The 25,525-nt window shown below is 58.5% G+C and carries 23 protein-coding genes; 4 read left to right on the top strand and 19 right to left on the bottom strand.

From position 1 onward, the window contains the following. Positions 1-81: 81 nt before the first annotated feature. From ntrC to glnA, 7 genes are all read right to left on the bottom strand, one after another. Positions 82-1,515 (bottom strand): nitrogen regulation protein NR(I), encoded by a 1,434-nt coding sequence (gene ntrC, locus ACVBEG_RS23355; protein ID WP_322177285.1) that lies wholly within the window; start codon positions 1,513-1,515, stop codon positions 82-84. Next, on the bottom strand, positions 1,512-2,597 hold the full coding sequence (gene glnL / locus ACVBEG_RS23350) for a nitrogen regulation protein NR(II) (protein WP_322177286.1): 1,086 nt from the start codon (positions 2,595-2,597) through the stop codon (positions 1,512-1,514). Before glnL ends, ntrC begins: the two co-directional genes overlap by 4 nt. A 293-nt stretch (positions 2,598-2,890) precedes the next feature. Then, the gene (locus tag ACVBEG_RS23345; protein ID WP_322278485.1) at positions 2,891-3,511 is read right to left on the bottom strand and encodes a DUF4124 domain-containing protein; all 621 of its coding nucleotides are present in this window, start codon (positions 3,509-3,511) and stop codon (positions 2,891-2,893) included. A 22-nt stretch (positions 3,512-3,533) separates the two neighbouring features. Further along, entirely contained in the window at positions 3,534-4,058 is a 525-nt protein-coding gene (locus tag ACVBEG_RS23340; RefSeq protein WP_322177287.1) for a DUF4124 domain-containing protein, read from the bottom strand. Between the two features lie 29 nt (positions 4,059-4,087). Next, on the bottom strand, positions 4,088-4,510 hold the full coding sequence (locus ACVBEG_RS23335) for a cupin domain-containing protein (RefSeq protein WP_322177288.1): 423 nt from the start codon (positions 4,508-4,510) through the stop codon (positions 4,088-4,090). Between the two features lie 195 nt (positions 4,511-4,705). Further along, complete coding sequence (locus tag ACVBEG_RS23330) at positions 4,706-5,290, bottom strand: chorismate mutase (protein WP_322177289.1); 585 nt, start codon at positions 5,288-5,290, stop codon at positions 4,706-4,708. Positions 5,291-5,447: 157 nt separating this feature from the next. Next, the gene (gene glnA, locus ACVBEG_RS23325) at positions 5,448-6,854 is read right to left on the bottom strand and encodes a glutamate--ammonia ligase (RefSeq protein ID WP_322177290.1); all 1,407 of its coding nucleotides are present in this window, start codon (positions 6,852-6,854) and stop codon (positions 5,448-5,450) included. A 332-nt stretch (positions 6,855-7,186) separates the two neighbouring features. Here glnA and thiI point away from each other — a divergent pair, with 332 nt between their 5' ends. Next, complete coding sequence (gene thiI / locus ACVBEG_RS23320; RefSeq protein ID WP_322177291.1) at positions 7,187-8,641, top strand: tRNA uracil 4-sulfurtransferase ThiI; 1,455 nt, start codon at positions 7,187-7,189, stop codon at positions 8,639-8,641. Positions 8,642-8,781: 140 nt separating this feature from the next. Next, positions 8,782-10,602, top strand: a complete 1,821-nt coding sequence (gene typA / locus ACVBEG_RS23315; protein ID WP_447108343.1) for a translational GTPase TypA — start codon at positions 8,782-8,784, stop codon at positions 10,600-10,602. Positions 10,603-10,873: 271 nt separating this feature from the next. Here typA and ACVBEG_RS23310 read toward each other — a convergent pair whose 3' ends face one another. From ACVBEG_RS23310 to yrfG, 5 genes are all read right to left on the bottom strand, one after another. Next, entirely contained in the window at positions 10,874-11,362 is a 489-nt protein-coding gene (locus ACVBEG_RS23310; RefSeq protein ID WP_322177293.1) for a glycine zipper domain-containing protein, read from the bottom strand. Between the two features lie 197 nt (positions 11,363-11,559). Continuing rightward, positions 11,560-13,896 carry an FdhF/YdeP family oxidoreductase gene (locus ACVBEG_RS23305; protein WP_322177294.1) on the bottom strand — a complete coding sequence of 779 codons (2,337 nt, stop codon included), beginning with the start codon at positions 13,894-13,896 and terminating at the stop codon, positions 11,560-11,562. Then, a complete protein-coding gene (gene fdhD / locus ACVBEG_RS23300) occupies positions 13,893-14,717 on the bottom strand; it encodes a formate dehydrogenase accessory sulfurtransferase FdhD (protein ID WP_322177295.1) in 825 nt (274 codons plus the stop codon). Before fdhD ends, ACVBEG_RS23305 begins: the two co-directional genes overlap by 4 nt. Positions 14,718-14,810: 93 nt before the next feature. Beyond that, positions 14,811-15,698 (bottom strand): LysR family transcriptional regulator, encoded by an 888-nt coding sequence (locus ACVBEG_RS23295; protein ID WP_322218898.1) that lies wholly within the window; start codon positions 15,696-15,698, stop codon positions 14,811-14,813. A gap of 122 nt (positions 15,699-15,820) precedes the next feature. Continuing rightward, positions 15,821-16,483, bottom strand: a complete 663-nt coding sequence (gene yrfG, locus ACVBEG_RS23290; protein WP_322218900.1) for a GMP/IMP nucleotidase — start codon at positions 16,481-16,483, stop codon at positions 15,821-15,823. Between the two features lie 99 nt (positions 16,484-16,582). On the opposite strand from yrfG, the gene nudE reads away from it, so the two are divergent. Together nudE and cysQ are read left to right on the top strand one after the other, a co-directional pair. Then, positions 16,583-17,149, top strand: a complete 567-nt coding sequence (gene nudE, locus ACVBEG_RS23285; protein ID WP_322177298.1) for an ADP compounds hydrolase NudE — start codon at positions 16,583-16,585, stop codon at positions 17,147-17,149. After that, entirely contained in the window at positions 17,146-17,994 is an 849-nt protein-coding gene (gene cysQ, locus ACVBEG_RS23280) for a 3'(2'),5'-bisphosphate nucleotidase CysQ (RefSeq protein WP_447108342.1), read from the top strand. The genes nudE and cysQ overlap by 4 nt, the downstream gene beginning before the upstream one ends. Positions 17,995-17,997: 3 nt before the next feature. On the opposite strand, the gene ACVBEG_RS23275 is transcribed toward cysQ, so the two are convergent. From ACVBEG_RS23275 to rfbB, 7 genes are all read right to left on the bottom strand, one after another. Beyond that, positions 17,998-18,453: a thioesterase domain-containing protein gene (locus ACVBEG_RS23275; protein WP_322218906.1), complete on the bottom strand. Its 456-nt coding sequence runs from the start codon at positions 18,451-18,453 to the stop codon at positions 17,998-18,000. Positions 18,454-18,468: 15 nt separating this feature from the next. After that, on the bottom strand, positions 18,469-19,857 hold the full coding sequence (locus ACVBEG_RS23270; RefSeq protein ID WP_322218908.1) for a sigma-54-dependent transcriptional regulator: 1,389 nt from the start codon (positions 19,855-19,857) through the stop codon (positions 18,469-18,471). After that, positions 19,854-21,668: a sensor histidine kinase gene (locus tag ACVBEG_RS23265; RefSeq protein WP_330201625.1), complete on the bottom strand. Its 1,815-nt coding sequence runs from the start codon at positions 21,666-21,668 to the stop codon at positions 19,854-19,856. Before ACVBEG_RS23265 ends, ACVBEG_RS23270 begins: the two co-directional genes overlap by 4 nt. A 151-nt stretch (positions 21,669-21,819) precedes the next feature. Further along, the gene (rfbD, locus tag ACVBEG_RS23260) at positions 21,820-22,713 is read right to left on the bottom strand and encodes a dTDP-4-dehydrorhamnose reductase (RefSeq protein ID WP_322177303.1); all 894 of its coding nucleotides are present in this window, start codon (positions 22,711-22,713) and stop codon (positions 21,820-21,822) included. Further along, entirely contained in the window at positions 22,710-23,255 is a 546-nt protein-coding gene (rfbC, locus tag ACVBEG_RS23255; protein ID WP_447108341.1) for a dTDP-4-dehydrorhamnose 3,5-epimerase, read from the bottom strand. The genes rfbD and rfbC overlap by 4 nt, the downstream gene beginning before the upstream one ends. Continuing rightward, positions 23,255-24,130 carry a glucose-1-phosphate thymidylyltransferase RfbA gene (gene rfbA, locus ACVBEG_RS23250; protein ID WP_219063769.1) on the bottom strand — a complete coding sequence of 292 codons (876 nt, stop codon included), beginning with the start codon at positions 24,128-24,130 and terminating at the stop codon, positions 23,255-23,257. Before rfbA ends, rfbC begins: the two co-directional genes overlap by 1 nt. Continuing rightward, positions 24,127-25,209, bottom strand: a complete 1,083-nt coding sequence (gene rfbB / locus ACVBEG_RS23245) for a dTDP-glucose 4,6-dehydratase (RefSeq protein WP_322177305.1) — start codon at positions 25,207-25,209, stop codon at positions 24,127-24,129. The genes rfbA and rfbB overlap by 4 nt, the downstream gene beginning before the upstream one ends. Positions 25,210-25,525: the final 316 nt, after the last annotated feature.

Here is a 25,525-nt window from a genome sequence, read left to right as displayed (position 1 = left end):
GTAGGGGCAAACAATCGCATTTCCCTGTGCAGACAGGTCTTCCCGTGAGCGATCTGGAATCAACCAAGGCGCAAAAAGATCTTAGGCGTCGTCGCCTTCGTCTTCGTCGCCGTCGATTTTCATCCCCAATTCCTTGATCTTGCGCGTCAAGGTATTGCGGCCCCAGCCCAGCAACACGGCGGCATCGCGGCGGCGGCCAGCGGTGTGCTTGAGGGCGGTTTCGATCATGATCCGCTCGAACGTCGGAACCGCACTGTCGAGCAGACTGGACTGCCCGCGTGCCAGCGCCTGATCGGCCCATTGGCGCAGCGCATGTTCCCAGTTGGTAACCGGTGCGGCGTCATGCGGCAGGCTAAGCAGTTCTGGTGGCAGGTCGCTGATGTGCACCTCGCGACCTGAGGCCATGACGGTGATCCAGCGGCAGGTGTTTTCCAGCTGACGGACGTTGCCCGGCCATGGCAGGTGCTTGAGGTATTCCTCGGTTTCGGCTTTGAGCAGTTTCGGTTCGACCGACAACTCTTGCGCGGCACGGGCGAGGAAGTGCTTGGCTAGGGTCGGAATGTCTTCGCGACGGTCGGACATCCGTGGAATGTGGATGCGGATCACGTTGAGGCGGTGGAACAAGTCCTCACGGAATTTACCCGCTTGCACCAGGGTTTCCAGATTCTGGTGAGTCGCGGCGATGATGCGTACGTCGACCTTGACCGGGGTATGCCCACCGACACGGTAGAACTCGCCATCAGCCAGTACCCGCAGCAAGCGCGTCTGGGTATCTGCCGGCATATCGCCGATTTCATCAAGGAACAGCGTGCCGCCGTCCGCTTGTTCGAAACGGCCGCGACGCAGGTTGGCCGCGCCGGTAAAGGCGCCTTTTTCGTGGCCGAACAGCTCGGACTCCATCAAGTCCTTAGGAATCGCTGCCATGTTCAACGCAATGAACGGCGACGCGGCGCGCGGGCTGTGGCGGTGCAACGCATGGGCGACCAGTTCTTTACCGGTGCCGGACTCGCCGTTGATCAGCACGGTGATGTTGGAATGGCTCAGGCGCCCGATGGCGCGAAACACTTCCTGCATCGCCGGGGCTTCGCCGATGATTTCCGGGGTGCGGGTCAGGGCCGGCACGACCTGCATGCCGTGTTGTTCCTGGGCATGCTGATTGGCGCGTTTGACCAGAGACACGGCCTCATCGACGTCAAACGGCTTGGGCAGGTATTCGAACGCACCGCCTTGATATGACGCCACTGCGCTGTCGAGATCTGAATGCGCGGTCATGATGATGACCGGCAAGCGCGGATGCAGTTCGCGGATCCGGGCCAACAACTCCAGGCCACTGGCGCCCGGCATGCGAATGTCGGAAATGATCACATCAGGCTGCTGGCGGGCCAGGCGACTCATCACCCCGTCGGCGCTGTCGAAGCTTTGGGTGGTCATGCCTTCTTGTTGCAGGGCTTTTTCCAACACCCAGCGGATAGAACGGTCGTCATCGACGATCCATACAGTTTCACTACGGCTCATGTCGACGCGGCTCCTTGTTCTAGCGGCAGGAAGATCGAGAAGGTGGTGTGGCCAGGATGGCTGTCACACTCGATCAGTCCCTGATGCTGACTGATGATGTTCTGGGTAATCGCGAGGCCGAGCCCGGTGCCATCCGGGCGGCCGCTGACCATGGGGTAAAAAATGGTTTCCTGAAGCTCGGCCGGAACGCCCGGACCGTTGTCGATGATTTCAATCTTGCACACCAGACGGTGGCGGACGTGGCCGATGGTGAACTGGCGCAAGGCGCGGGTGCGCATGCTGATCCGGCCCAGGCGCAACTCGTTCTGACTGCTGATGGCCTGCATGGCGTTGCGCACGATATTGAGGACGGCCTGGATCATTTGCTCGCGGTCGATCAACACGTCTGGAATGCTCGGGTCGTAATCGCGCACCAAGGTGATGCAGCCTTGGCTTTCGGCGTCGACCAGGCTGCACACGCGCTCGAGCACTTCGTGCACGTTGGTCATTGCCAGCGAAGGCAGCTTGTTGGAACCCAGCATGCGGTCGACCAGATTACGCAGGCGGTCGGCCTCTTCGATGATGACGTTGGTGTAATCCTTGAGGCTCTCTTCAGGCAGCTCCCGGGCCAGCAGTTGGGCGGCACCACGAATCCCGCCGAGCGGGTTCTTGATTTCGTGGGCCAGGCCGCGCACCAGCATTTTGGTGGTTTCCTGCTTGGACAGCTGAGCCTCTTCCTTGGTAATCCGCAGCAAGCGATCACGTGGGTGGACCTCCAGCAGGAGCAGGGTTTCGCCTCCGCTGAGGATCGGGGTGACGGCGTAGTCGACGGTCAAGGTCTGCCCGGTCAACGCGGTGAGCATCGCTTCGCGCTTAGTGAACGGGTGAGCCTGTTCGACAGCCTGACGCAGCGAGCTCAGTGCTTCAGCCGATTCGGTGAACAGCTCGCTGATGAATTGTCCATGGCTGCGTTGGCCGCTGATGGCCAGCAGCATTTCCGCTGCTGGATTCATGTACTCAAGACGCAGGTTCGAGTTGAGTAAAATGGTGGCAGTGGTCAGGTTGTCGAGTAAAAGCCGGTGCAGCGCGTCACTGATAGTCATTACTTGTCGTTGACCTCTTTTGGCACATTGCAACCCCAGGCGGGCCCGGATCGCAGGCGCTGGTTGGTCTTCGCCAGCATGGGTTTAGCCGCTGATACGGTACTGATAGTACGAATCTGCAAAAACCAAACCAAGGCTCCGAAAAGAAGCGCCAAACCCGCAAAATCGGGCTTTTTTCGGACATTGGGTCGTTAGAGGCTGCTCTCCGCCAGGATTTTCGAACCAAAATGGGCGGCTTCGTCGATCACGCTGCAAGCTATCGCACCAATATAGTGCCTGACGCTGTTGAGTGGTCAGAAGAAAGGCAGGAGGCTGCTTTTTTTCTCCGCAGGCTTATCGGCAAGGGCGCATTCGGGGCGTACACCGTAATCCGCTTCCTTGCACGGCTGCGCCAGACGTTTTTGCGCCAGGGTGATGCGCAACATATGGAAGGGCTGGTTGGGTGTTCGCTCTACGATGCGATCCGTTTCATCCATAATCTCGACGGCCAGCTGGTGTGTCCCGCGATCAATGTTGATCAGTGGGAACACCGGACTGCGACCTGCTTGCCCGTAGGGTTGGCCGTCGACCAGCAAGCGATACGTGTGACCGTTCTGCAGGGCCGGGTCATTGCTGACGCTGACGATCAGTTCCCCCGTCATGCTGCGCACCGTTGCATCCGGTTCGGGCACCAGGATCCGCAGGAGTTGGTAGCGGAATATGGGCGCGGGTTTTGTGGGGGCGTGGGCCTTCTGCACGACGTGCTTGCGTGGCTGGGAGCTCATATTGCTGGGCGGGATCTCGACGCGATGCGCGTTGCCAGGGTGCGCCTGGTCAGTGAACACCCGGTTGCCTTGCGGATCGACGTAGGTATAGACGTCGGCAACCGCTGGTAATGCGAACAAAATCAGGCATAGCAGCAACAGGCTGCGCACGGGGTTTGATCGGGAAGGCATCTTAAGGTTTACCGAGATGGACGCGCTGCACGCTGATCGTGACGGTCGGGCTTTGCTGGATGATCTGTTGGTCGTTTATCACGCGGACCGCGAGGCTGTGCTCCCCCCGGTCAAGGTTCACTACCTGGAGCCTCGGGACGTTGCTGGGTTGTCCGTAAGCGTTACCGTCGAGCACCAGTTGCAAGAGATGCCCGGGTTGCAGGCGTGGTTGCAGCTGGACGCCAATCGTGAATGTTCCGTTGTTGGCGCGCAGCGCTTCATCGGTCGGCAGGTCACTCAGCGTCAGCACGCCATAGGCGTCGGATGACTGACCCTGATTGGCGCTGGAGGGCGCGTTGTTTTGCTGAGCGGCAGGCTTCTTGGTATCGACACTGTTCAGTGGCGGCAACTGCACGGTTTCGCTTGGTGTGCCGTTGGGTGGTTGATTGCTGTAGGCGGGATTGCCATTGGCGTCGGTGTATTTATAAATCTGCGCCGCAGCGGGCAAGGCGATCGACAGCAGCAGAAATATAAGGCTTCGATGCATGGAATCGTCCAATGGCAATAGCACGGGTTTTAGTTGGTAGGCTCTACCGATATCGGCATACCGGGGGTGCCAGCATAGAACACAATGAGTTCGGTGGGGCTATTGCCACTGAGGCCGCGGTGAACAATGTTATTCATTTCAGGTAAAACCTGTCCGGCTGTCAATGTTACGGTTTTATCGCTATCCCGTGCCTGAACGATCAACTCGCCCGAGACTACATAACCGGCCGCCGGCATTGGGTGGGAATGCCAATCGAAGCTGCTGCCGGGTGCCATGGTTACTTTTCGAACAGTCAGTTCTGGCTGTCCTTGTGGGTATGCAACATAGGGCGTGCCGTCCCAGGACGATGAGCTCTGCAAAAGGATCTTTGAATCAATGGCTGGCTTCATCTGGGCGTTGGCCGTACCGATGAGAGTCAAGAGGCTTAGGGAGAGCAGGGCTTGTTTGATCATATTCAACTTCCTCGGTCTGCCAGGGCGAAACGCCCTGAGCGCAGCCGAGTAAACGTCATGATCAGGGGCACAAACCAGCCTTCAAGAATTGCAGAAAATGTCGGAAATACGAAGTCATGTAATGGAGGCTCAGCGTCGTATTTTCATGCTAAAGCGGGTTCTCCAGACCTGAGGGGCTAGCTGTTAGCAATCTTGTCAGCGGGGCTGCTGGGTGATGATACAAAGCTCCCCGACTGCACGTCCCAGTGCGATGTCATGGATGGCGTCGTTTGCCTGAAGCTGTCGTTGCTGGTTCAGCCAGGTCGGGCATTGTGGATCGTGCCGGTAGGGCGTGAAGGCTGCGAAGTTTTGCAGCAATCGAATTTGCAGTCGGTCGAGCTGTGGGCGGACTTGATTGACCAGGTCCGGTCTCGCTGTATTCGGCGCCTTGCCTGCCGCGTGCCAATTGGCCAGTAGCGTGTACTGCACCAGCTTGTTCGCCTCGATTTGCGCCGCCAGGAATTGACTGACTTCTTCGGGATTGAGCTTGTAGGCCGGGGCCAGCTTTGCCGCGTTGGCGATGACCTGTTGTTCGCGCAGGCTGTCCTGGATCGGTTTTCCGCTGTCCCATTTGGTGAGTGCGACCTGATCGGCGATGCTCAAGCGTTCACTGACGGTCTGGATCAAGGGCGCCAGCGAGTCGGGTGGTTGAGAGGGTGTGGGCGTATTGGCGCAGGCGCTTATGCTGACTATGGCCGCACATAGAAGAGACAAATGCGGCAGTCGATGTGAATTCGACATGGGTAGACCTCTGGCTGATTCGGCGACCTGATAAAGCCAGAGAGTTAACGCCACAGGTTGTGCTCAAAGCCAGAAACCAATTGTTAAAAAATATCAGGCATAAAAAAGGCCCCCCGAAGGAGGCCTCTATTACGTCGATGCGGCTGACGTAACTGGATTAGCAGCTGTAGTACAGCTCGTATTCCAGTGGGTGTACGAAGGTGCGTACTTTGATTTCTTCTTCGCTTTTCAGAGCGATGTAAGCGTCGATGAAGTCATCGCTGAATACGCCGCCTTTGGTCAGGAACGCACGACCTTTGTCCAGCTCTTCCAGGGCTTCTTTCAAGCTGCCGCAAACTTGTGGGATCTCTTTCGCCTCTTCAGGCGGCAGGTCGTACAGGTTTTTGTCAGCAGCGTCGCCTGGGTGGATTTTGTTCTGGATGCCGTCCAGGCCAGCCATCAACAGTGCAGCGAAGCCCAGGTACGGGTTAGCTGCTGGATCCGGGAAGCGAGCTTCGATACGGCGAGCTTTAGGGCTGGACACGTAAGGAATACGGATCGACGCGGAACGGTTGCGAGCCGAGTAGGCGAGCATTACCGGTGCTTCGAAACCTGGGACCAGACGCTTGTAGGAGTTGGTCGACGGGTTGGTGAAGCCGTTCAGTGCTTTACCGTGCTTGATGATGCCGCCGATGAAGAACAGGGCGGTATCGGACAGGCCGGCATAGCCTTCGCCTGCGAAGGTGTTCTTGCCATCTTTGGAGATGGACATGTGTACGTGCATACCTGAACCGTTGTCGCCATACAGAGGCTTAGGCATGAAGGTAGCGGTACGGCCGTAGGCATCGGCTACGTTGTGTACGCAGTATTTCAGGGTCTGAACTTCATCAGCCTTGGCAACCAGGGTGTTGAATTTCACGCCGATTTCGTTCTGACCGGCAGTCGCCACTTCGTGGTGGTGAACTTCGATGACCAGGCCCATTTCTTCCATGGCATTACACATGGAGGTACGGATTTCGTGGTCGTGGTCGAACGGTGGAACCGGGAAGTAGCCGCCTTTGATACCTGGACGGTGGCCACGGTTGCCGCCTTCCACGTCCTGGTCAGACATCCAGGAGCCTTGTTCGGAGAAGATCTTGAACATGGAACCGGAGATGTCGGACTTGAACTTCACTTCGTCGAAGATGAAGAATTCTGGTTCCGGGCCAACGAAAACAGTGTCGCCGATACCCGTGGACTTCAGGTATTCCTCAGCGCGACGGGCAATGGCGCGTGGGTCGCGGTCATAGCCTTGCATGGTCGAAGGTTCGATGATGTCGCAAACCAGGATGATGGTTGGCTCTTCGGTGAACGGGTCGAGCACGGCAGTGCTGTCGTCAGGCATAAGGATCATGTCGGACGCTTCGATGCCTTTCCAGCCCGCAATGGAGGAACCGTCGAACATTTTGCCGATTTCAAAGAAATCTTCATCCAGCGCATCGCGAGCCGGCATGGTCACGTGGTGCTGAGTGCCTTTGGTATCAGTGAAGCGCAGATCAATCCATTTAACGTCATGATCTTTGATGAGTTGAACCGACTTCGACATGGTGTCCTCCGGGTGGCTTCGGGCCACTTTAGTGGTTTGGCCCTTAGAATTGGGTGATGCCGGCGCGAATACTCTGCCAAGGCAACCTGCCTCACAAGGGAGCAAATTGCATGCCAGTGCCCCGACTTGGGTTTTTCGCGCCAAACGCAGGCATTGCGGGCATTAAAGCTGATAAATCGAAAATTTGATGCACTGATATGATGCGGATTGATGAGAGAGCGGTCTTTTTTGGTGCGTGCAATATTGGCTGTACGATAACTGGTTAAACCTTGAGCAATTTCCGCTATAATCCTGCCCCCTATTTTTCGGCTGGCACCTCGCGCGTTTTTTACATGAAACTAATCGTAAAAGTCTTCCCCGAAATCACTATCAAAAGCCGGCCGGTGCGTAAGCGTTTCATCCGCCAGTTGGCCAAAAACATCCGTACCGTGCTCCGTGATCTGGACCCGGCATTGGTGGTGGGAGGCGTGTGGGACAATCTTGAGGTCGAAACCAGGGTTAGCGAGCCGAAAGCCTTGCAGGAGATGATTGAGCGCCTGAGTTGCATGCCGGGCATCGCACATTTTTTGCAGGTCAATGAATACCCGCTAGGCGATATGGACGACATCGTCGCCAAGTGTAAAGAACACGTCGGCGCATCGTTGGCCGGCAAAATGTTTTCAGTGCGCTGCAAGCGTGCCGGCAAACACAGTTTCAGCTCCATGGATGTCGAGAAATACGTCGGTAGCCAGCTTCGCCAGCAGTGCGGCGCTGCCGGAATTTCCCTGAAAGCACCCGAAATCGAAGTGCGCATGGAAATTCGCGACCAACGGTTGTTTGTGATTCACGGTCAGCACAACAGCATCGGCGGTTATCCGCTGGGTGCGCTCGAGCAGACACTGGTGCTGATGTCCGGCGGTTTCGATTCCACGGTCGCGGCCTACCAGATCATGCGCCGTGGGCTGATGAGCCACTTCTGCTTCTTCAATCTCGGTGGTCGCGCCCACGAATTAGGGGTGATGGAAGTCGCCCATTTCTTGTGGAAGAAGTACGGTAGCTCGCAACGCGTGCTATTTGTCAGCGTCCCGTTTGAAGAAGTACTGGGAGAAATTCTCGGTAAAGTCGATAACAGTCATATGGGCGTGGTGTTGAAGCGTATGATGTTGCGCGCAGCGACCCGTATCGCTGATCGGCTCGAGATTGATGTGCTGGTAACAGGCGAGGCGATCTCTCAGGTCTCCAGCCAGACCCTGCCCAATCTGTCGCTGATCGATTCGGTCACGGAAAAGCTGGTTTTGCGTCCACTGATCGCCAGCCACAAGCAAGACATCATCGATCAGGCTTACGATATAGGCACTGCCGATTTCGCCAAGCACATGCCCGAGTATTGTGGGGTGATTTCGGTCAACCCCAAGACCCACGCCAAGCGCAACCGCGTGGAGTATGAAGAACAGCAGTTTGATATGGCGGTGCTCGAGCGTGCGCTTGAGCAAGCCAGGTTGGTGCCGATCGATCGCGTTATCGACGAATTGGGCCAGGACATTGAAATCGAGGAAGTCAGTGAAGCACTGGCCGGTCAGGTCATCGTCGACATCCGTCATCCGGATGCTCAGCATGACGAACCGCTGGAGTTGCCTGGCATTGAAATACAGACGCTGCCGTTCTATGCATTGAACAGCCGCTTCAAGGAACTGGATGAGACTCGCCAGTACCTGTTGTATTGCGACAAAGGCGTGATGAGTCGCCTGCATGCCCACCATTTGCTCAGTGAGGGGCATGCCAATGTGCGCGTTTATCGACCGAGCTAAGTGCCCGGGGCTGTTTGCCTGTGGCTTGCGTCACCGGCCCCCCGACGCCAGTCGTCAAGCCGTCATGGCTTTCGCCGACTCTACTGTTAATAGCTGCCTACAATAGGCAGCTGACCGAATCCTCTGATCGAGATACACAAGTGATCGAAAATCTACGTAACATCGCCATCATTGCTCACGTTGACCATGGTAAAACCACCCTGGTAGACAAACTCTTGCGTCAATCCGGCACCCTGGAGCGCAACGAGCTCAACGACGAGCGCGTGATGGACTCCAACGACCAGGAAAAAGAGCGCGGTATTACCATCCTGGCTAAAAACACCGCTATCAACTGGAACGGCTACCACATCAACATCGTGGATACCCCGGGCCACGCCGACTTCGGCGGCGAAGTAGAACGCGTAATGTCGATGGTTGACTCCGTTCTGCTGCTGGTTGACGCTCAAGACGGCCCTATGCCGCAAACCCGTTTCGTGACCAAGAAGGCTTTCGAAGCCGGCCTGCGTCCGATCGTGGTAATCAACAAGGTTGACCGTCCGGGCGCACGTCCGGACTGGGTTCTGGACCAGATTTTCGACCTGTTCGACAACCTGGGTGCTACCGAAGAACAACTGGACTTCCAGGTTATCTACGCTTCGGCCCTGAACGGTATTGCCGGTCTGGAACATACCGACATGGCTGAAGACATGACCCCGCTGTACCAGGCCATCGTCGACCACGTCCCGGCTCCACAAGTTGACCGTGACGGCCCGTTCCAGATGCAAATCTCGGCACTGGACTACAACAGCTTCCTGGGTGTTATCGGCGTTGGCCGTATCGCTCGTGGTCGCGTCAAGCCGAACACTCAAGTTGTGGCTATCGACATTGACGGCAAGCGCCGTAACGGTCGTATCCTGAAGTTGATGGGTCACCACGGTCTGCACCGTATCGACGTTGAAGAAGCAGCTGCCGGCGACATCGTCTGCATCAGCGGCTTCGACCAGCTGTTCATCTCCGACACTCTGTGCGACCCACTGAACGTCGAAGCGATGAAGCCGCTGACCGTTGACGAACCAACCGTTTCCATGACTTTCCAGGTAAACGACTCGCCTTTCTGCGGTAAAGAAGGCAAGTTCGTCACCAGCCGTAACATCAAGGAACGTCTGGACAAAGAATTGCTGTTCAACGTTGCACTGCGCGTTGAAGAAGGCGACTCGGCTGACAAGTTCAAAGTGTCCGGCCGTGGTGAGCTGCACCTCTCGGTACTGATCGAAACCATGCGTCGCGAAGGCTTCGAAATGGGCGTTGGTCGTCCAGAAGTGATCATCCGTATGGTTGACGGCGTTAAGCACGAACCGTACGAAAACGTCACCATCGACCTGCCGGAAATTGCGCAAGGCGCGATCATGGAGCAAATCGGTATCCGTAAAGGCGACCTGACCAACATGGTTCCGGATGGCAAAGGGCGTGTTCGCCTTGAGTACAACATCCCGGCACGTGGCTTGATCGGTTTCCGTAACGAATTCCTGACCCTGACATCCGGTGCCGGCATCCTGACCAGCATCTTCGACCGTTACGACGTAATGAAGTCCGGCGACATGTCCGGTCGTCAGAACGGCGTACTGGTTTCGGTTGCTACCGGTAAGGCTTTGACCTACTCGCTGGAAACTCTGCAGGCGCGTGGCAAGCTGTTCCTGGGTCACGGTGAAGACGTGTACGAAGGTCAAATCGTCGGCATCAACAGCCGTGACAACGACCTGGGCGTTAACCCAACCAAAGGCAAGAAGCTCGATAACATGCGTGCTTCCGGTAAAGACGAAACCATCGCTTTGGTTCCGCCTATCCGTTTCACTTTGGAACAAGCGCTGGAATTCGTTCAAGAAGACGAACTCTGCGAAGTAACGCCGAAGTCGATCCGCCTGCGTAAGAAAATCCTTGGTGAAAGCGAGCGCACCCGCTCTGCCAAGAAAAACGGCAACTGATTCATTAGTTAGCTGTTAAAAAAACGCCCCCGACCGCAAGGTCGGGGGCGTTTTTGTTTGTCTGGAAAATGTCAGAAACGCTGTAAGAGTGGTGCGTCAAGTTTGACTGGGTTGGTCCACTCGAGCGCTAATTAGACGGTATATGACAGACACGGCTCCCCAGCGGGCAGGCGACCGGTGTTGATCAGAAGGTTGGTTTAGCGGACTTTAAAGCAGCGCTGGCTGCGTGGGGAGTGCAGCCAGCGGCAGATATAGCGACACGTGCGATCACTCAGCGGCGATCATGATCATCCCAATGTTTGCGATGACCATAGGCATGACCACGACCGCGATGGTCGCCGCGGTAATCACGACGATCATCGCGACCACGGTAGCGGCGGTCTCCACGACCATCGTCGCGGCTTTCGTTGCCCATGTAGTTACCCAGGGCGCCACCTGCACCGCCACCGGCTGCTGCGCCGATCAGGCTGCCGGTAGTGCCGCCGACGCTGCGGCCAAGCACGTTGCCGCCCGCTGCGCCCAAGCCGCCACCAATAGCGGCTTCACCACGGTTGCGACGGTCTGCGCCCACTGCGCCACCTGCCGCACCGCCTAGACCAGCGCCAATCGCTGAACCTGTGCTGCCGCCCAATTGTTGGCCGACAACGGAACCGAGTACCCCACCCAATGCACCGCCCACGCCGGCTTCAGCGGTGCCGCCAGCTGAGGCAAAACCACTGGCCAGGGAGAGAGACAACAACAGAATCGAGGAATACTTCATGTATGGAACCTCATAGGGATGACGGCGCGATCCTGAGGCCATGTCAGTATTGCTACAATCTAAATCCGACGAGTAACACGTATTATAAGAAAACACTAACATGCTGTTTTTTAACGGGAACTTTAGTTGTAAATAGCACTCTGAGCTTACTTGGCATACATGCCGTTAGTCGCTGTATGCCATTGTTCCTTGTCAGTTTACATAATCCGTCCGTCGTCACTTGCTGTTTCCAGGCGGATAGCGATGAACTTTGACGTTGGTGTATGGCTGCCGTCACCCACGCTTTCGAGTGGCACTAACGGGTTCACTTCCGGGTAATAAGCGGCTGCTTGTCCGGCGGGAATATCGAATGCCAGCAGGGTGAAGCCTTTTACGCGGCGCTCGCGACCATCGTCCCAGATCGACACCAGGTCCGCCTTCTGCCCCGGCTTGAAGCCCAGGCGGATAATGTCTGCTTCGTTGACGAACAACACATCCCGCTGACCTTTGACCCCGCGATAACGGTCGTCCAGCCCATAAATAGTGGTGTTGTACTGATCGTGCGAGCGCATGGACTGCATGATCAGGTCGGGAGTCTGGCCGGTAGAGCGTACGTTCTCATGCACCAGGTCCAGCGGCAGGACGTTGGCCTTGAAGTTGGCTCGGGCGGTGGGTGTGTTCCAGCGGCGTTTACTGGCTGCATTGCCGAGATAGAAGCCCCCCGGATTTTTCAGGCGCTCATTGAAGTCCTTGAAACCGGGGATGGTGTCAGCAATCAGGTCGCGAATACGGCTGTAATCCGCAGTCAGCCACAACCAGTCCACGGGTTGCGTGCCCAGGGTCGCGGCAGCGATACCGGCGATGATTGCCGGCTCCGAACGCATCTGTCTGGACAGGGGCTGCAGTTGGCCATTGGACGCATGAACCATGCTGAACGAGTCTTCCACCGTCACCGCTTGTGGGCCTTCGGACTGGATATCAATATCGGTCCGGCCGAAGCATGGCAGGATCAGTGCGTGTGCGCCGTGAGTCAGGTGGCTGCGGTTGAGCTTGGTGCTGATCTGCACCGTCAGGTCGCAGTTGTTCAAGGCTTCAACGGTGCGTGTGCTGTCTGGTGTGGCTTGGGCGAAGTTGCCACCCAGGCCGATAAAGACCCTTGATTTGCCCGCGAGCATTGAGTGGATAGCTTCCACCACGTTATGACCCGATGCGCGTGGGGCTTTGAACTGGAAGCGTTTTTCCAGCGCATCAAGGAATAACGCAGGTGGGCGCTCATTGATGCCCATGGTCCGGTCGCCCTGCACGTTACTGTGACCACGCACTGGGCACAGGCCTGCGCCGGGCTTGCCGATGTTGCCGCGCAGGAGCATCAGGTTGGCAATTTCCTGAATGGTCGGCACCGAATGGCGATGCTGAGTGATGCCCATCGCCCAGCACATGATGACTTTCTGACCTTTGCAGTACATCTTCGCCGCGTGCTCGATATCGGCAAGGGGCAAGCCGGACTGCTCAATGATCTCTTCCCACGAGGTGTCATCGACGGTCGCCAGGTAATCAAGCACGCCGTCGGTGTGTTCGTTTAGGAAGGCGTGATCGAAGACCGACGGTGCGTTGTTGGCCTGAGCCTCGCGTTCCCATTGCAACAGGTACTTGGCCATGCCGCGCAACAGCGCCATGTCGCCACCCAATGCCGGGCGGAAGTACGCAGTGTTGGTCGGCTCCGAGCCGTTGGTGAGCATTTCCAGCGGGTGCTGCGGATGCTGGAAGCGTTCCAGGCCGCGTTCTTTGAGCGGGTTGACGCACACCACTTGCGCGCCGCGTTTGACGGCTTCACGCAGCGGTTCGAGCATGCGCGGGTGGTTGGTGCCGGGGTTTTGGCCGAGAACGAAAATCGCATCGGCGTGTTCGAAGTCATCGAAGGTTACCGTGCCTTTACCGACGCCAACGCTTTGCGCCAGGGCGACACCGCTGGCCTCGTGGCACATGTTCGAGCAGTCGGGGAAATTGTTGGTGCCGTAGGCGCGTACGAACAGCTGATACAGGTAGGCGGCTTCATTGCTTGCCCGGCCCGAGGTATAGAACTCGGCCATGTTTGGGCTTGGCAGGTTACGCAGATGCTTGCCAATCAGGGCGAACGCGTCGTCCCAACTGATTGGCGTGTAACGATCGGTTTCAGCGTTGTAGCTCATCGGCTCGGTCAGGCGACCCTGGTACTCGAGCCAGTAGTCGCTTTGCTCACGCAGGGCGCTGACGCTGTAGCGGGCGAAGAACGAGGCATCGACACGGCGCTTGGTGGCTTCCCAGTTGACCGCCTTGGCGCCGTTCTCGCAGAACTTCACGATGCCGCTTTCCGGCGAATCGCCCCACGCGCAGCCTGGGCAGTCGAAGCCGCCGTTCTGGTTAGTCTTGAGCATCATGCGCAGGTTCTTCAGTGCGTTATCACTGCTCAGCCAAGCCTGCGTCACACTGACCAGTGCGCCCCAGCCGCCCGCCGCGCCTCTGTACGGTTTGTAGCGGGGCGTCGGGGTTTTGTCGGCTTGGTGACGAATGCTCACGCTTGATTCTCCATCGCAGGGCTATAGACCCGCGGCGCACTGTGTTGCGGCAGGTGGATTAAATTGAGGTTGTGTCGGCGTGCCCATTGCAGGGCCAGGCCGGTGGGCGAGGACAGGCTGACCAGCGTCTGAATGCGGGCGCGCAGTACTTTCTGGATCAGTTCCAGGCTGCAACGGCTGGTGACGATGGCAATCCCGCCAGTCAATGGAATGTTCTGGCGGATCAACGCACCGATCAGTTTGTCGAGGGCGTTATGCCGGCCGATGTCTTCGCGGCCCAGCAGCAGCTCTCCCGTGCTGTCCATGAACAGCGCGGCATGTACCGCGCCGCAATGCTGGCCCAGTGGCTGGAATGCGCTGATGCGTTGGCGCAGCCCTTCCAGCCAGATCGCAGGCGGCAATGGCGCGCCCGGCAATACATCGAGTTCGGGTAACGCTTGCTCGACCGCTTCCACACCGCACAGGCCACAGCCACTGGTCCCGGCCAGTTGGCGACGCTGCTGTTTGAGGTTCCAGAAGGCGCGGCTGGCGATCTCCACCTGTGCGTGCTGCGCAGAACCCGAGCCGCTGAGCTTCAGGTCGTAGATTTCGTCGGGAGAGGCAATGATGCCGCTGCCCAGGCTGAAGCCGACGATGAAGTCTTCGAGATCGGTCGGGCTGACCAGCATCACCGCTTGGCTGATGCCATTGTAGGCAATGGCCAGCGCCACCTCTTCGGCCAGCGCCGTGCTCCCCGAGGCTTCACGTTCAAGGTTTGAGTAGCTGTAGGCGTGGCTTGCGGCGGACGCGGGCGCCGTGCTGACCGTGCGCTTGGCGGGCATGGGATCGTACCGGCAGGTTATTTGCCTTTAGCCTAGGCCTGTCGTCGGATAACGTCTAATCGCTAGTGCTGATGCCTTGATAGATGACGTCGATCAAGATGCCTCGATGATTTTCTGGTAGGCCGCGAAGCATGCTTCGGCCAGGGCAGAGCGCGGCGCGCTACGACGCATGATCAAACCCAGCCGGGCCAGGGTCTTGGCCTCCGCGATAGGGTGCAGGCGCAGGTGCTCGGTCAGGGTCTCCAGACCGCCATCAAGTGGCATGATCGCGCAACAGAAACCGCCATGCACCGCTTGCAGCAACTGATGGACCGCGTCGGTTTGCAACAAGGGCAGGGGGTTCAGGCCCCGACTGTGGAAATTGTGGTCGATGGATTGACGAAAGTGCATGCCGCTGGTCAGTAGGCCGAGGGGCAGCTCGATCAGGCTTTCCCAGCTGAGTGGATCTTCACCGAAGCTGAAGTGACGGTGATCGTAAAGCAGGCCCATGCGTGTTTTTGCCAGTGCCAGAGAATCAAAGCGCTCACCGTCGAGCCGGTCCAGATACGACACGCCCAGATCCAGCTGATTGCTCGCCAACTGCTCCAGAATCTGCTCGGAGCTGAGCGCCGACAGTTCGAAGCGCAGGTTGGGGTGCAACTGATGCAGGCGTTGCATCAGTGGCAGTGGATCGAAACTCGACAGCGGCACCACGCCCAGGCGCAACGTACCGACCAGATGCCCCCGGCACGCTGCCGCTTCGGCGTACAAGCCGTCATAGGCGGCGAGTACCGTCCGCGCCCAGGCCAATACCCGTTCACCCGGCGCGGTAAAACTTTCGAAGCGCTGACCACGATTGACCAGCGGCAACTCCAGCTCTTCTTCCAGGCTGCGCAGGCGCATCGACAGGGTCGGCTGGGTAATGTGGCAGCGCGCCGCCGCTTGGCCGAAGTGCCGGGTCTCGTCGAGGGCGATGAGGAATTTAAGCTGTTTGATGTCCATCTTCGCTCCGGGGCGTTATGCAGGCAGTTCGTCCTGTAGCTGGCTTGCCTGCGATCAGGTTGATGCGGTGTGTCAGGTAAAACGCCATCGTGGGCAAGCCCGCTCCTACAGTGTCCGCGCAGCTAAAGCCCCGCAATCAACGTCCGATAATCCGCTACCGCGGCAAACTCTTCGGTGTTCTTCGGGCCCTTGCGGCTGTCGGGTTCGCTGACGGCCAGCAGATGGGCGATTCCGAATGTTCGGGCGCTGCGCAGGATCGGCAGGGTGTCATCGATGAACAGGCTGCGACCTGGCTCGAAGGCGATGTCGGCGTGCAACGCATCCCAGAACTGCGCGTTCTCTTTGGCGAACCCGTAGTCGTGGGAGCTGATCATGCGTTCGAAGTAGGGCGCCAGTTGCACCCGCTCCATCTTTAATGACAGCGAGTCGCGGTGGGCGTTGGTGATCATGATCACGCGTTTGCCGGCCTGCTTGATTGCCATCAAAAACGTTTCGGCATCCGGACGCAGGGAGATCAGGTGCGCAGTTTCCAGTTTCAGCTCGCGCAGCGGTAGCTTCAGCTCGGCGCTCCAGAAGTCCAGGCAGTACCAGTTGAGCGTGCCGGCATTCTTTTCGAACAGCGGGGCCATTTCCAGTTCGGCCATGGCCCGGCTGACCCCGTGCAGTTCGGCGTAGCGCTGTGGCAGGTGCTCCATCCAGAAATGGTTGTCGTAATGCAAGTCGAGCAGGGTGCCGTCCATATCGAGCAGAACGGTATCAATGTCGCGCCAGGGTAAAGAAGGCATTCAGGTCTCTCGGGCGGTGAATGAGCCACGTCAGCATATCCGACACAGACAATCGGGAAAGCCACGGTATAGTACTCCGTCCACGCCAAGGAGCTTGCCATGCGACAGAAACCCACCATCCTCGCCCGCGAAATCGTCGCCAGTAGCCATCTGTTCCGTGTCGAAGCGTTGCAGTTACGTTTTGCCAACGGCGTCGAGCGCACGTACGAGCGTCTGGTGAGTAGAGGCGTTGGTTATGGCGCAGTGATGATCGTCGCGATGCTCGATGCCGACCACGCGGTATTGATCGAGGAGTACTGCGGGGGGACCGACGAGTACGAGTTGTCTTTGCCCAAGGGCCTGATCGAACCGGGCGAAGACATCCTGGCCGCTGCCAATCGTGAGCTTAAGGAGGAAGCCGGGTTTGGCGCTCATCAGCTTGAGCATTTGACCGAGCTGTCCCTGTCGCCCGGTTACATGAGCCAGAAGATTCAGGTGGTGTTGGCCACTGATTTGTATGAAGAGAGCCTGCCGGGCGACGAGCCAGAGCCGATGCGCGTCGACAAGGTCAATCTGCGTGAACTGTCCAGCCTGATTCAACACCCACAGTTCAGCGAGGGCCGTGCCTTGGCGGCGCTGTATCTGGTCCGCGACTTATTGACCCAGCGTGGAGTATTCGAGCCATGACCCAAGCGTTCGCTCATCTGCCGCATCCGTTGTTGGCGCCCGTGATTGAGCTGGCCAGACGTGCAGGCGAAGTGATCCTGCCGTATTGGCGCGCAAATGTGTCCGTCGTCACCAAGACCGATGCGTCGCCCGTCACCGCCGCGGATATAGCGGCGCATCATCTATTGGTCGCGGGTTTGCAGGCGCTGGCGCCTGATATTCATGTGCTGTCTGAAGAAGATGCCGACATTCCCCTCAGTGAGCGCTCCACTTGGGAGCGCTGGTGGCTGGTCGATCCGCTGGACGGCACCAAGGAATTCATTTCCGGCAGCGAAGAATTCACCGTCAACATTGCCCTGATCGAACAGGGGCGCGTGGTGTTTGGCGTGGTCTCGATGCCCACCAATAATCGCTGCTACTTCGGCGGTGCGGGGTTGGGCGCATGGCGCAGTGATGATGAGGCGCATGCTGCGCCGATCCGCGTGCGAACGGCGCCAGCACCCGGCGAAGCGTTTACCGTGGTCGCCAGTCGTCGTCACACCAGCCCGGAACAGGAGCGCTTGTTGGAGGGGTTGTCCGAGAGCCTGGGTGATTTGCAACTGACCAGCGTCGGCAGCTCATTGAAGTTCTGCCTGCTTGCCGAAGGTGCCGCCGATTGTTATCCGCGTCTGGCGCCGACCTCGCAGTGGGACACTGCTGCGGCTCAAGGGGTACTCGAAGGCGCAGGCGGCGAAGTGCTCGATCTGGCAGGCGAGACGTTCAGCTACCCGTCGCGCGAGTCGCTGCTCAACACCTCGTTTCTCGCGTTGCCGGCGAACGCGCCGTGGCGCAGCAAGCTGTTGGCGCTGGCTAAATCCGAGCTATAGGGCTTAACGATGCAACACAAACTGCCCGCTGAAACGTACTGCCGCGTTGTCACTGCCCTGATTGAAAATGTGCGTCGGCAAGGTCAAGCGGGCGCGTCCATAACGGCGGTACGTGCTTAGAAATTTTTCCCAGGCGGCATCCTCTGGCGCCTCGCACGTGGCGATGGCATCGGCGGTGACCGGTAGCGGATAGCTGATCTGCCCTTCCTGAATCACAATATGCCCGTCTTCGATCCCCTCTTCGCGCAGGCGCAAATGCAGCCAGCCCCAACCCGCCAGCACGGCCGCGCTGTACAGGCTACCGCCGAACATGGTGTTTTTGTGATTGGTGTTGGGGGCCAGGGGTAACTGCAGACGCAGCTGTCGCCCTTGCCAGCTGAGCACCTTGAGGCCCATCTCGCGGGTCAGAGGAATGTCGTGATGCAGCACCTTCTGCAAATGGTGGCTGTCGTTATTCATGCGGGCTCCTATTTATCAATCGAGTTCATCGGCAGCGCTGCCGCTGCTGTCACCAAAGCTCAGGCCGTGTTTGCGCAACTTGTCGTGCAGGGTTTTGCGTGGCAGACCCAAGGCTTCGGCGAGGCTGCGCACGGAACTGTGAGGCCGGGTCAGCTCTGCGGCGATCAAGGATCGTTCGAAGCTTTCAACCTGCTCGCTGAGCCCGCCTCCGGTGGTTGGCATGCTGGGGACTTCATTGCCTTCGAGGGCCAGTTCCAGGCCAAGGGCAAAGCGCTCTGCGACGTTCTGCAGTTCGCGCACATTGCCCGGCCAGGTGTGCCGCAACAGCAAGGCGCGTTGGCCCGGTTGCAGTTCGTGTTTGGGCAATCCGTGGCGGGTGCTGGCTGAGTCGGCAAAGTGCTGGAACAGCATCAACGCGTCTTCGCCACGCTCGCGCAGCGGTGGAATTTTCAGCGGTGCGACGTTCAACCGGTAATACAAGTCAGCGCGGAAGCGTCCTTGATCGGCAGACTGACGCAGGTCTTCCTTGGTCGCGGCGATCACCCTGATATCCAGTGGAATCTGCTGATTGCCACCCAAGCGCTCGACCACGCGCTCTTGCAGCAAGCGCAGCAATTTGACCTGCACCTCCAGGCTCATGCTCTCGATTTCGTCGAGAAACAGCGTACCGCCGTTGGCGAATTCGAACTTGCCGATCCGGCGTTTTTGCGCGCCAGTGAACGCGCCCGGCTCATGCCCGAACAGCTCGCTTTCGACGACGGACTCGGCGAGTGCCCCCGCGTTGATCGCGACAAAAGGCCCGGCACGGCGGTTGGACAGGTCGTGCAAGGCGCGGGCAACCACTTCTTTGCCGGTGCCGGTTTCACCGAGTATCAGCACGTCGGCCTTGGTCGCGGCCAAGGCACCGATCTGTTCACGTAGACGCAACATTGGCGCGGACTGACCGACCAGGCGCGTACTCAATTGGGTCCGATCACTCAAGGCCAGGCGCAGGCTGCGGTTGTCCAGCACCAGGCTGCGCAGATCAAGCGCGCGGCGCACGCTGTCGAGCATGGCGTCGCTGGAGAACGGCTTCTCCAGGAAATCATAGGCGCCGGCGCGCATGGCTTGCACCGCCAACGGCACGTCGCCATGACCGGTCATCAGCAGCACGGGCAGTTCCGGGTCCTGAGTATGCAGTTGTGCGAGCAGTTCGAGCCCGTCGATGCCAGGCATGCGGATATCACTCACCACCACGCCAGGCCAGTCGCGCTCAATGCGACTCGCCAGGCCCTTGGCGTCGGCCAACGCCAGAACGTGCAAGCCGGCAAGGTCCAGGGTCTGGCTGAGGGCGCCTCGCAGATGCGGGTCGTCGTCGATCAGCACCACCTGAATCCGGCTGTCGATGGCGTGGTCCGTACTCATGCAGATAGATCCTCTGGCGGTTGAAGATTGACCCCGGCCGCCCCGGCCTGCAGGTGCAGGGTCAGCAGGGCGCCGCCGTCGGGATGATTGGCGAGCAGTAACTCTCCGCCCAGCGCGCGCATCAGCGTATCGCAAATCGCCAGGCCGAGGCCCAAACCCTGGGTGCGGGTCTTGGTGGTGAAGAACGGCTCGCGGGCACGGGCCAGAGCTTCTTTGGAAAAACCCGGGCCGTTATCGCGGATATACAGATTGACGCCTTCGGGAGTCTGTTCGGCACTCAGCCAGAGTTTGCGTGGCGGACCTTTTTCAGTGAGCGCATCAAGGGCATTGGCCAACAAGTTACCGAGTACCTGACGCAAGCGGGTTTCACCGGCCTGGACCCAGAGTGTCGCGTCCGGCATGTCGCGGATCAGTTCAACTTCCATTGCCCGGCGGCGTTTGGACAGCAGCGCCAAGGCATCGTCGAGCGCCGGTTGCAGGGCGACACTTTCCGGCGCATGCCGATCACGTCGGGCAAACGCGCGCAGATGGGCAATGATCGAGGCCATGCGTCCGGTGAGTTCGCTGATCAGCTTGAGATTACCGCGAGCGTCCTCGGTGCGTTCGTGATCGAGCAGCACTTCGGCGTTTTCCGCATAGCTGCGGATCGCCGCCAGCGGTTGATTGAGTTCATGGCTAATGCTGGCAGACATGGTCCCCAGTGCCGAGAGTTTACCGGCCTGCACCAGTTCGTCTTGTGCGCGGACGAGTTCCTGCTGCGCCTGCTCGCGCTCCAGTACTTCTTGCTTGAGTCGACTGTTCAGGCCTTCCAGGTCGGCGGTACGTTCGATTACGCGCATTTCCAGCTCGCGACGGGCCTTGGCTTCGAAGGCAATGCGGTCCAGATAATGGCGCCGGCGTTGCATCATCAGGCCCAGCAGTAGCATCAGCACCAACAGGGTCGCGCCGCCGACAGCGACGGCGGTACGCACCGGTCGGTCGATCAGCCCACGTGGGGCAAGGATACTCACGGCCCAGCCGGTCTCGTCGATCTGCTGGGTTTGCGTCAACCAGGCCTTTTCGTCGAGGTGCAACGGTTTTGGGTTCCGGGTCGGATAGGGCTGGATGGCGTTGATCGCTTGCTGTTCTTCCTGGCTCAGCGGACGGGTTGCGCGAAAGCGCCATTCCGGGTTTGAGGTCAGGATCACCACGCCATTGTGATCGGTCAGCAGCAATTGCTCCGGGGTTTTGCCCCACAAGGTCTCGGTGCGGTCCAGATCGACCTTGACCACCAGCACCCCAATCACCTTGTCGCCATCGTGCACGGCACCGGCAAAGAAGTAACCGCGTTTGGCCGAAGTCGTGCCCAAGCCGAAAAAGCGCCCCAGGCCGCCGGCCATGGCTTCACTGAAGTAAGGGCGAAAGGCGAAGTTGCGCCCCACGAAACTGTCGCGCTGGTCCCAGTTGGACGCTGCCAGCGTATTGCCGCTGGGGTCCATCAGGTACATCACCTCTGCCCCGGTCTGTTCGCAAATATCCTTGAGTAACCGGTTGGCGTCTTCCAGAGTGACCTTTTGCTCGGGATTCGCCAACACCGCGCGCAGGGCTGGAAGATCGCCGAGAATTTGTGGCAATACTTCATAGCGATGCAGGGTCCCGAGCAGGTTGGCGACGTAGAGATCAAGCGTCTGGCGGTTCTGGCTGACCAGCTCGTTGCCGTAATAACGCTCGGCCAGATGCTGCAGTGGCCACAACAGCGGCGCAAGACAAAGCGCCAGCAACGCAAGGCTGCGCCAGCGGGGGCGTCGGGCAACGGTGGACGTCGTGATCATAGAAATGCGCCAGATGATGTTCGCCTGACACGGATTATTTGTAGGCACTGACGTGTCTGCGAAAGCGGTGTCCCAGGTACTCCGCGTGACGCCGCTCTCAGACACGTCAGTGCCTACGCCCTCCGGGCAGAAGCTGATCGACCCATTATGCCTACTGCTGACCGGCTAAGCACTCCAGCAACGCGTGATGCCAATCAGGCTGCTGCACCTGCCATTCACGCTGCAGAAGACTGCAATCGAGGCGTGAGTTCAGCGGGCGTTCGGCGGGAGTCGGGTAGGCGCTGGACGGAATCGCTTCCAGCGTCGCACAGGGCTTGCCTTGTTTGATCAGTTGCTCACCAATGGCCTGAGCAAAACCGAACCACGACGTCTCGCCGCTGGCGGTCAGGTGATACGTACCCCAGGCGCCAGCCTGTCCGTCGCGCCAGTGTTCGATCAGCAAGCGCGTGCTGTGGGCGATGGTGCCGGCCCAGGTGGGTGCGCCGATCTGGTCCGAGACGATGCGCAATTCTGCCCGCTCTTGCAGCAGGCGTTGCATGGTCAGCAGGAAGTTACGCCCGTGCAGGGAGTAAACCCAGCTGGTGCGCAGGATCAGGTGTTTGCCCCCCACCGCCGCAATTGCCTGTTCGCCCGCCAGTTTGCTACGACCATACACACCCAGCGGGTTCGGCAGATCCTGCTCGGTATAGGCCGAGTCTTTTTTGCCGTCGAACACGTAATCGGTGGAGTAGTGAATCAGGGGGATGCCCAGCCGATCAGCTTCTTCAGCGAAAATACCCGGTGCCGTGGCATTGATCGCGAAGGCCAGCTCGGGTTCGTTTTCAGCCTGATCGACTGCGGTGTGCGCTGCCGCATTAATGATCAGGTCTGGACGTAGTGCGCGCACGTGGTCACGAATGGCCTCGGGCTGGCCAAGGTCCAGTTGATCGCGCCCCAGCACGTGCAGTTCGCCGAGATCAGCCAGGCTTTTCTGCAACTCGCGTGACACCTGACCATGCTGTCCACTGATCAATATCTTCAGTGGTGGAGTGGAGGACTGGGTCATGAGAACAGCTCAGCCTCATTCAGGCTTCTGCCGTTTTGATCCTTCTCCGACAGTTTCGGGATGTCGGTGAGCTGCCAGTCAATTGCCAGGTCCGGGTCATTCCAGCGAATGCAGCGCTCGGCACGAGGCTGATAGTAGTCGGTGGTCTTGTAGAGGAATTCGGCGTAGTCGCTGAGCACTAGGAACCCGTGGGCAAAGCCTTGCGGGATCCATAACTGACGATTGTTTTCGGCGGAAAGCAGGACGCTGGCCCAGCGTCCGAAGGTCGGTGAGCTGCGGCGAATATCCACCGCGACATCCAGCACTTCTCCCGCCGTGACCCGAACCAATTTGCCTTGGGCTTGTTCCAGTTGGTAATGCAGGCCCCGCAACACGCCCTTTTGCGAGCGTGAGTGGTTGTCCTGAACGAAGTCCGCTTCTATGCCAGTGTCTTGCTTAAAGTCGCGCGCATTGAAGCTTTCATAGAAAAACCCGCGCTCATCGCCAAATACTTTGGGTTCCAGGATCAGGACCCCAGGCAGTTCAGTCGGCACCACCTTCATTATTGATATTCCCCGGCAAGCTTGAACAGGTATTGGCCATAGCCGGTCTTGCCAAATGCATCTGCGCGGTTGAGCAGGTGCTCGCGGTCGATCCAGCCGTTTTGGAACGCGATCTCTTCCAGGCAAGCCACTTTCAGTCCCTGACGATGTTCGATGGTCTGAACGTACTGCGACGCTTCCAGCAGACTGTCGTGGGTGCCGGTATCAAGCCAGGCAAAACCCCGACCGAAGCGCTCGACCCGCAGATCGCCGCGTTCCAGATAGGCGTTGTTGACGTCGGTAATCTCCAGCTCGCCACGGGGCGAAGGCTTCACCGCTTTGGCGATCTCGATAACGTCATTGTCGTAGAAATACAGACCGGTCACGGCGTAGCTGGATTTCGGCTTTTTCGGCTTTTCTTCGATGGACAGCGCACGGCCACTCTCATCGAAATCAATCACGCCAAAACGTTCTGGATCCTTGACCCAATAACCGAAGACCGTCGCGCCTTTGGGGTGCTCGGCGGCACTTTGCAACTGCTCGCTGAAATGCTGTCCGTGGAAAATGTTGTCGCCCAGAATCAGGCACACCGGGTCATCGCCGATGAATTCTTCGCCGATCAGAAACGCCTGGGCCAGACCGTCCGGAGTGGGCTGTTCCTTGTAGTGAAAATGCACGCCAAACTGGCTGCCATCACCCAGCAGGTTGCGATATTGCGGCAAGTCCTGCGGGGTGGAAATAACCAGGATTTCACGGATGCCGGCCAGCATCAGGACCGAGATCGGGTAATAGATCATCGGTTTGTCATAGACCGGCAGCAATTGTTTGGAAACACCAAGGGTGATGGGGTGCAGACGCGTGCCCGAACCGCCAGCCAGAACGATGCCTTTCATCATGCGATCAAATCCTTAAGGTCAGTGAATCCCAGTCGTTCGCCTTGGTAGCTGCCGTCCTGGACCCTACGGCACCAGTCTAGGTTATCCAAATACCACTGCACGGTTTTGCGCAGACCCGATTCGAATGTTTCTTCAGGGGTCCAGCCCAGCTCGCGCTCGATCTTGCTGGCGTCGATGGCATAGCGCATATCGTGGCCTGGGCGATCGGTTACGTAGGTGATCAGATCAGCGAAATTCGCTACACCCGGCGGATGCTCAGGCGCCAGTTCTTCAAGTAGCGCGCAGATGCCGCGCACCACATCGATATTCTTTTGCTCATTGTGCCCGCCGATGTTGTACGTCTCGCCGACAACACCCTCGGTTACCACTTTAAGCAGCGCCCGGGCGTGATCTTCGACATACAGCCAGTCGCGTACTTGCAGGCCATTGCCATACACCGGTAGCGGTTTACCCGCCAAGGCGTTGAGGATCACCAGCGGGATGAGCTTCTCCGGGAAGTGGAACGGCCCGTAGTTATTGGAGCAGTTAGTGACGACAACCGGCAGGCCATAGGTGCGGTGCCAGGCCCGAACCAGGTGATCGGACGCCGCTTTGCTGGCCGAATACGGCGAGCTTGGTGCGTAAGGCGTGGTTTCGGTGAACAGGTCATCGACGCCGTGCAGGTCGCCGTACACCTCGTCTGTAGAAATATGGTGGAAGCGGAACGCCGCACGTTCGGCTTCAGGCAGCTTGCTCCAGTAGGCGCGTGTGGCCTCAAGCAGGCTGTAGGTGCCGACGATGTTGGTCTGAATGAATTCCGCCGGACCATCAATAGAACGGTCAACGTGGGACTCAGCAGCCAAATGCATAATCGCGTGGGGCTCGAAGCGTGCCAGCACAGCGCTGACAGCGGCCTGATCAACGATATCGGCCTGCACAAACTCATAGCGGGTGTTGGTCGCAATGCTTTGCAGCGACTCCAGATTGCCGGCGTAGGTCAGTTTGTCGTAATTGAGGACTTCGTGATCGGTGTTCTGGATCAGGTGACGGATCAGCGCCGAACCGATAAAGCCGGCACCGCCTGTAACGAGGATTCGCATGAGTTTGCCTTCTTCCTTGGATGGACGTTAAGCGGATGAGACATAGCTTGTCGGCAGGAGAGGGCAGGTGCAAGAGCGATTGATCGAGAAAACGCTACAAAGCCATGAAAAAAACACATGAGGAGCAGGTTGCGCGCCATAAAACTGTCGCGACTGAAGTTGGTGACCATAAACACCTAAATTTTTTGAGTTTTCCCGTGCGTTAAGTGCGGCGAAAAAAAACGCAGAAGGTCGTCCGCGCGCCCGCGATCCTGTAGATACCGTATTGATCCCCAATGAGCATGCGCCCACTGCGTCCTCTCTGCCGTTCATAGAA

Source organism: Pseudomonas sp. GG8 (assembly GCF_052976945.1).
Note: the sequence above shows the minus strand (reverse complement) of the source record. Positions and strands in the feature narration are given on the sequence as shown.

Bases quoted from the DNA above. Each gene is read 5' to 3' on its own strand.
- ntrC (WP_322177285.1), bottom strand. From the start codon at position 1,515: ATGAGCCGTAGTGAAACTGTATGGATCGTCGATGACGACCGTTCTATC.
- glnL (WP_322177286.1), bottom strand. From the start codon at position 2,597: ATGACTATCAGTGACGCGCTGCACCGGCTTTTACTCGACAACCTGACC.
- ACVBEG_RS23340 (WP_322177287.1), bottom strand. From the start codon at position 4,058: ATGCATCGAAGCCTTATATTTCTGCTGCTGTCGATCGCCTTGCCCGCT.
- ACVBEG_RS23335 (WP_322177288.1), bottom strand. From the start codon at position 4,510: ATGATCAAACAAGCCCTGCTCTCCCTAAGCCTCTTGACTCTCATCGGT.
- ACVBEG_RS23330 (WP_322177289.1), bottom strand. From the start codon at position 5,290: ATGTCGAATTCACATCGACTGCCGCATTTGTCTCTTCTATGTGCGGCC.
- glnA (WP_322177290.1), bottom strand. From the start codon at position 6,854: ATGTCGAAGTCGGTTCAACTCATCAAAGATCATGACGTTAAATGGATT.
- thiI (WP_322177291.1), top strand. From the start codon at position 7,187: ATGAAACTAATCGTAAAAGTCTTCCCCGAAATCACTATCAAAAGCCGG.
- ACVBEG_RS23310 (WP_322177293.1), bottom strand. From the start codon at position 11,362: ATGAAGTATTCCTCGATTCTGTTGTTGTCTCTCTCCCTGGCCAGTGGT.
- fdhD (WP_322177295.1), bottom strand. From the start codon at position 14,717: ATGCCCGCCAAGCGCACGGTCAGCACGGCGCCCGCGTCCGCCGCAAGC.
- ACVBEG_RS23295 (WP_322218898.1), bottom strand. From the start codon at position 15,698: ATGGACATCAAACAGCTTAAATTCCTCATCGCCCTCGACGAGACCCGG.
- yrfG (WP_322218900.1), bottom strand. From the start codon at position 16,483: ATGCCTTCTTTACCCTGGCGCGACATTGATACCGTTCTGCTCGATATG.
- nudE (WP_322177298.1), top strand. From the start codon at position 16,583: ATGCGACAGAAACCCACCATCCTCGCCCGCGAAATCGTCGCCAGTAGC.
- cysQ (WP_447108342.1), top strand. From the start codon at position 17,146: ATGACCCAAGCGTTCGCTCATCTGCCGCATCCGTTGTTGGCGCCCGTG.
- ACVBEG_RS23275 (WP_322218906.1), bottom strand. From the start codon at position 18,453: ATGAATAACGACAGCCACCATTTGCAGAAGGTGCTGCATCACGACATT.
- ACVBEG_RS23270 (WP_322218908.1), bottom strand. From the start codon at position 19,857: ATGAGTACGGACCACGCCATCGACAGCCGGATTCAGGTGGTGCTGATC.
- ACVBEG_RS23265 (WP_330201625.1), bottom strand. From the start codon at position 21,668: ATGATCACGACGTCCACCGTTGCCCGACGCCCCCGCTGGCGCAGCCTT.
- rfbD (WP_322177303.1), bottom strand. From the start codon at position 22,713: ATGACCCAGTCCTCCACTCCACCACTGAAGATATTGATCAGTGGACAG.
- rfbC (WP_447108341.1), bottom strand. From the start codon at position 23,255: ATGAAGGTGGTGCCGACTGAACTGCCTGGGGTCCTGATCCTGGAACCC.
- rfbA (WP_219063769.1), bottom strand. From the start codon at position 24,130: ATGATGAAAGGCATCGTTCTGGCTGGCGGTTCGGGCACGCGTCTGCAC.
- rfbB (WP_322177305.1), bottom strand. From the start codon at position 25,209: ATGCGAATCCTCGTTACAGGCGGTGCCGGCTTTATCGGTTCGGCGCTG.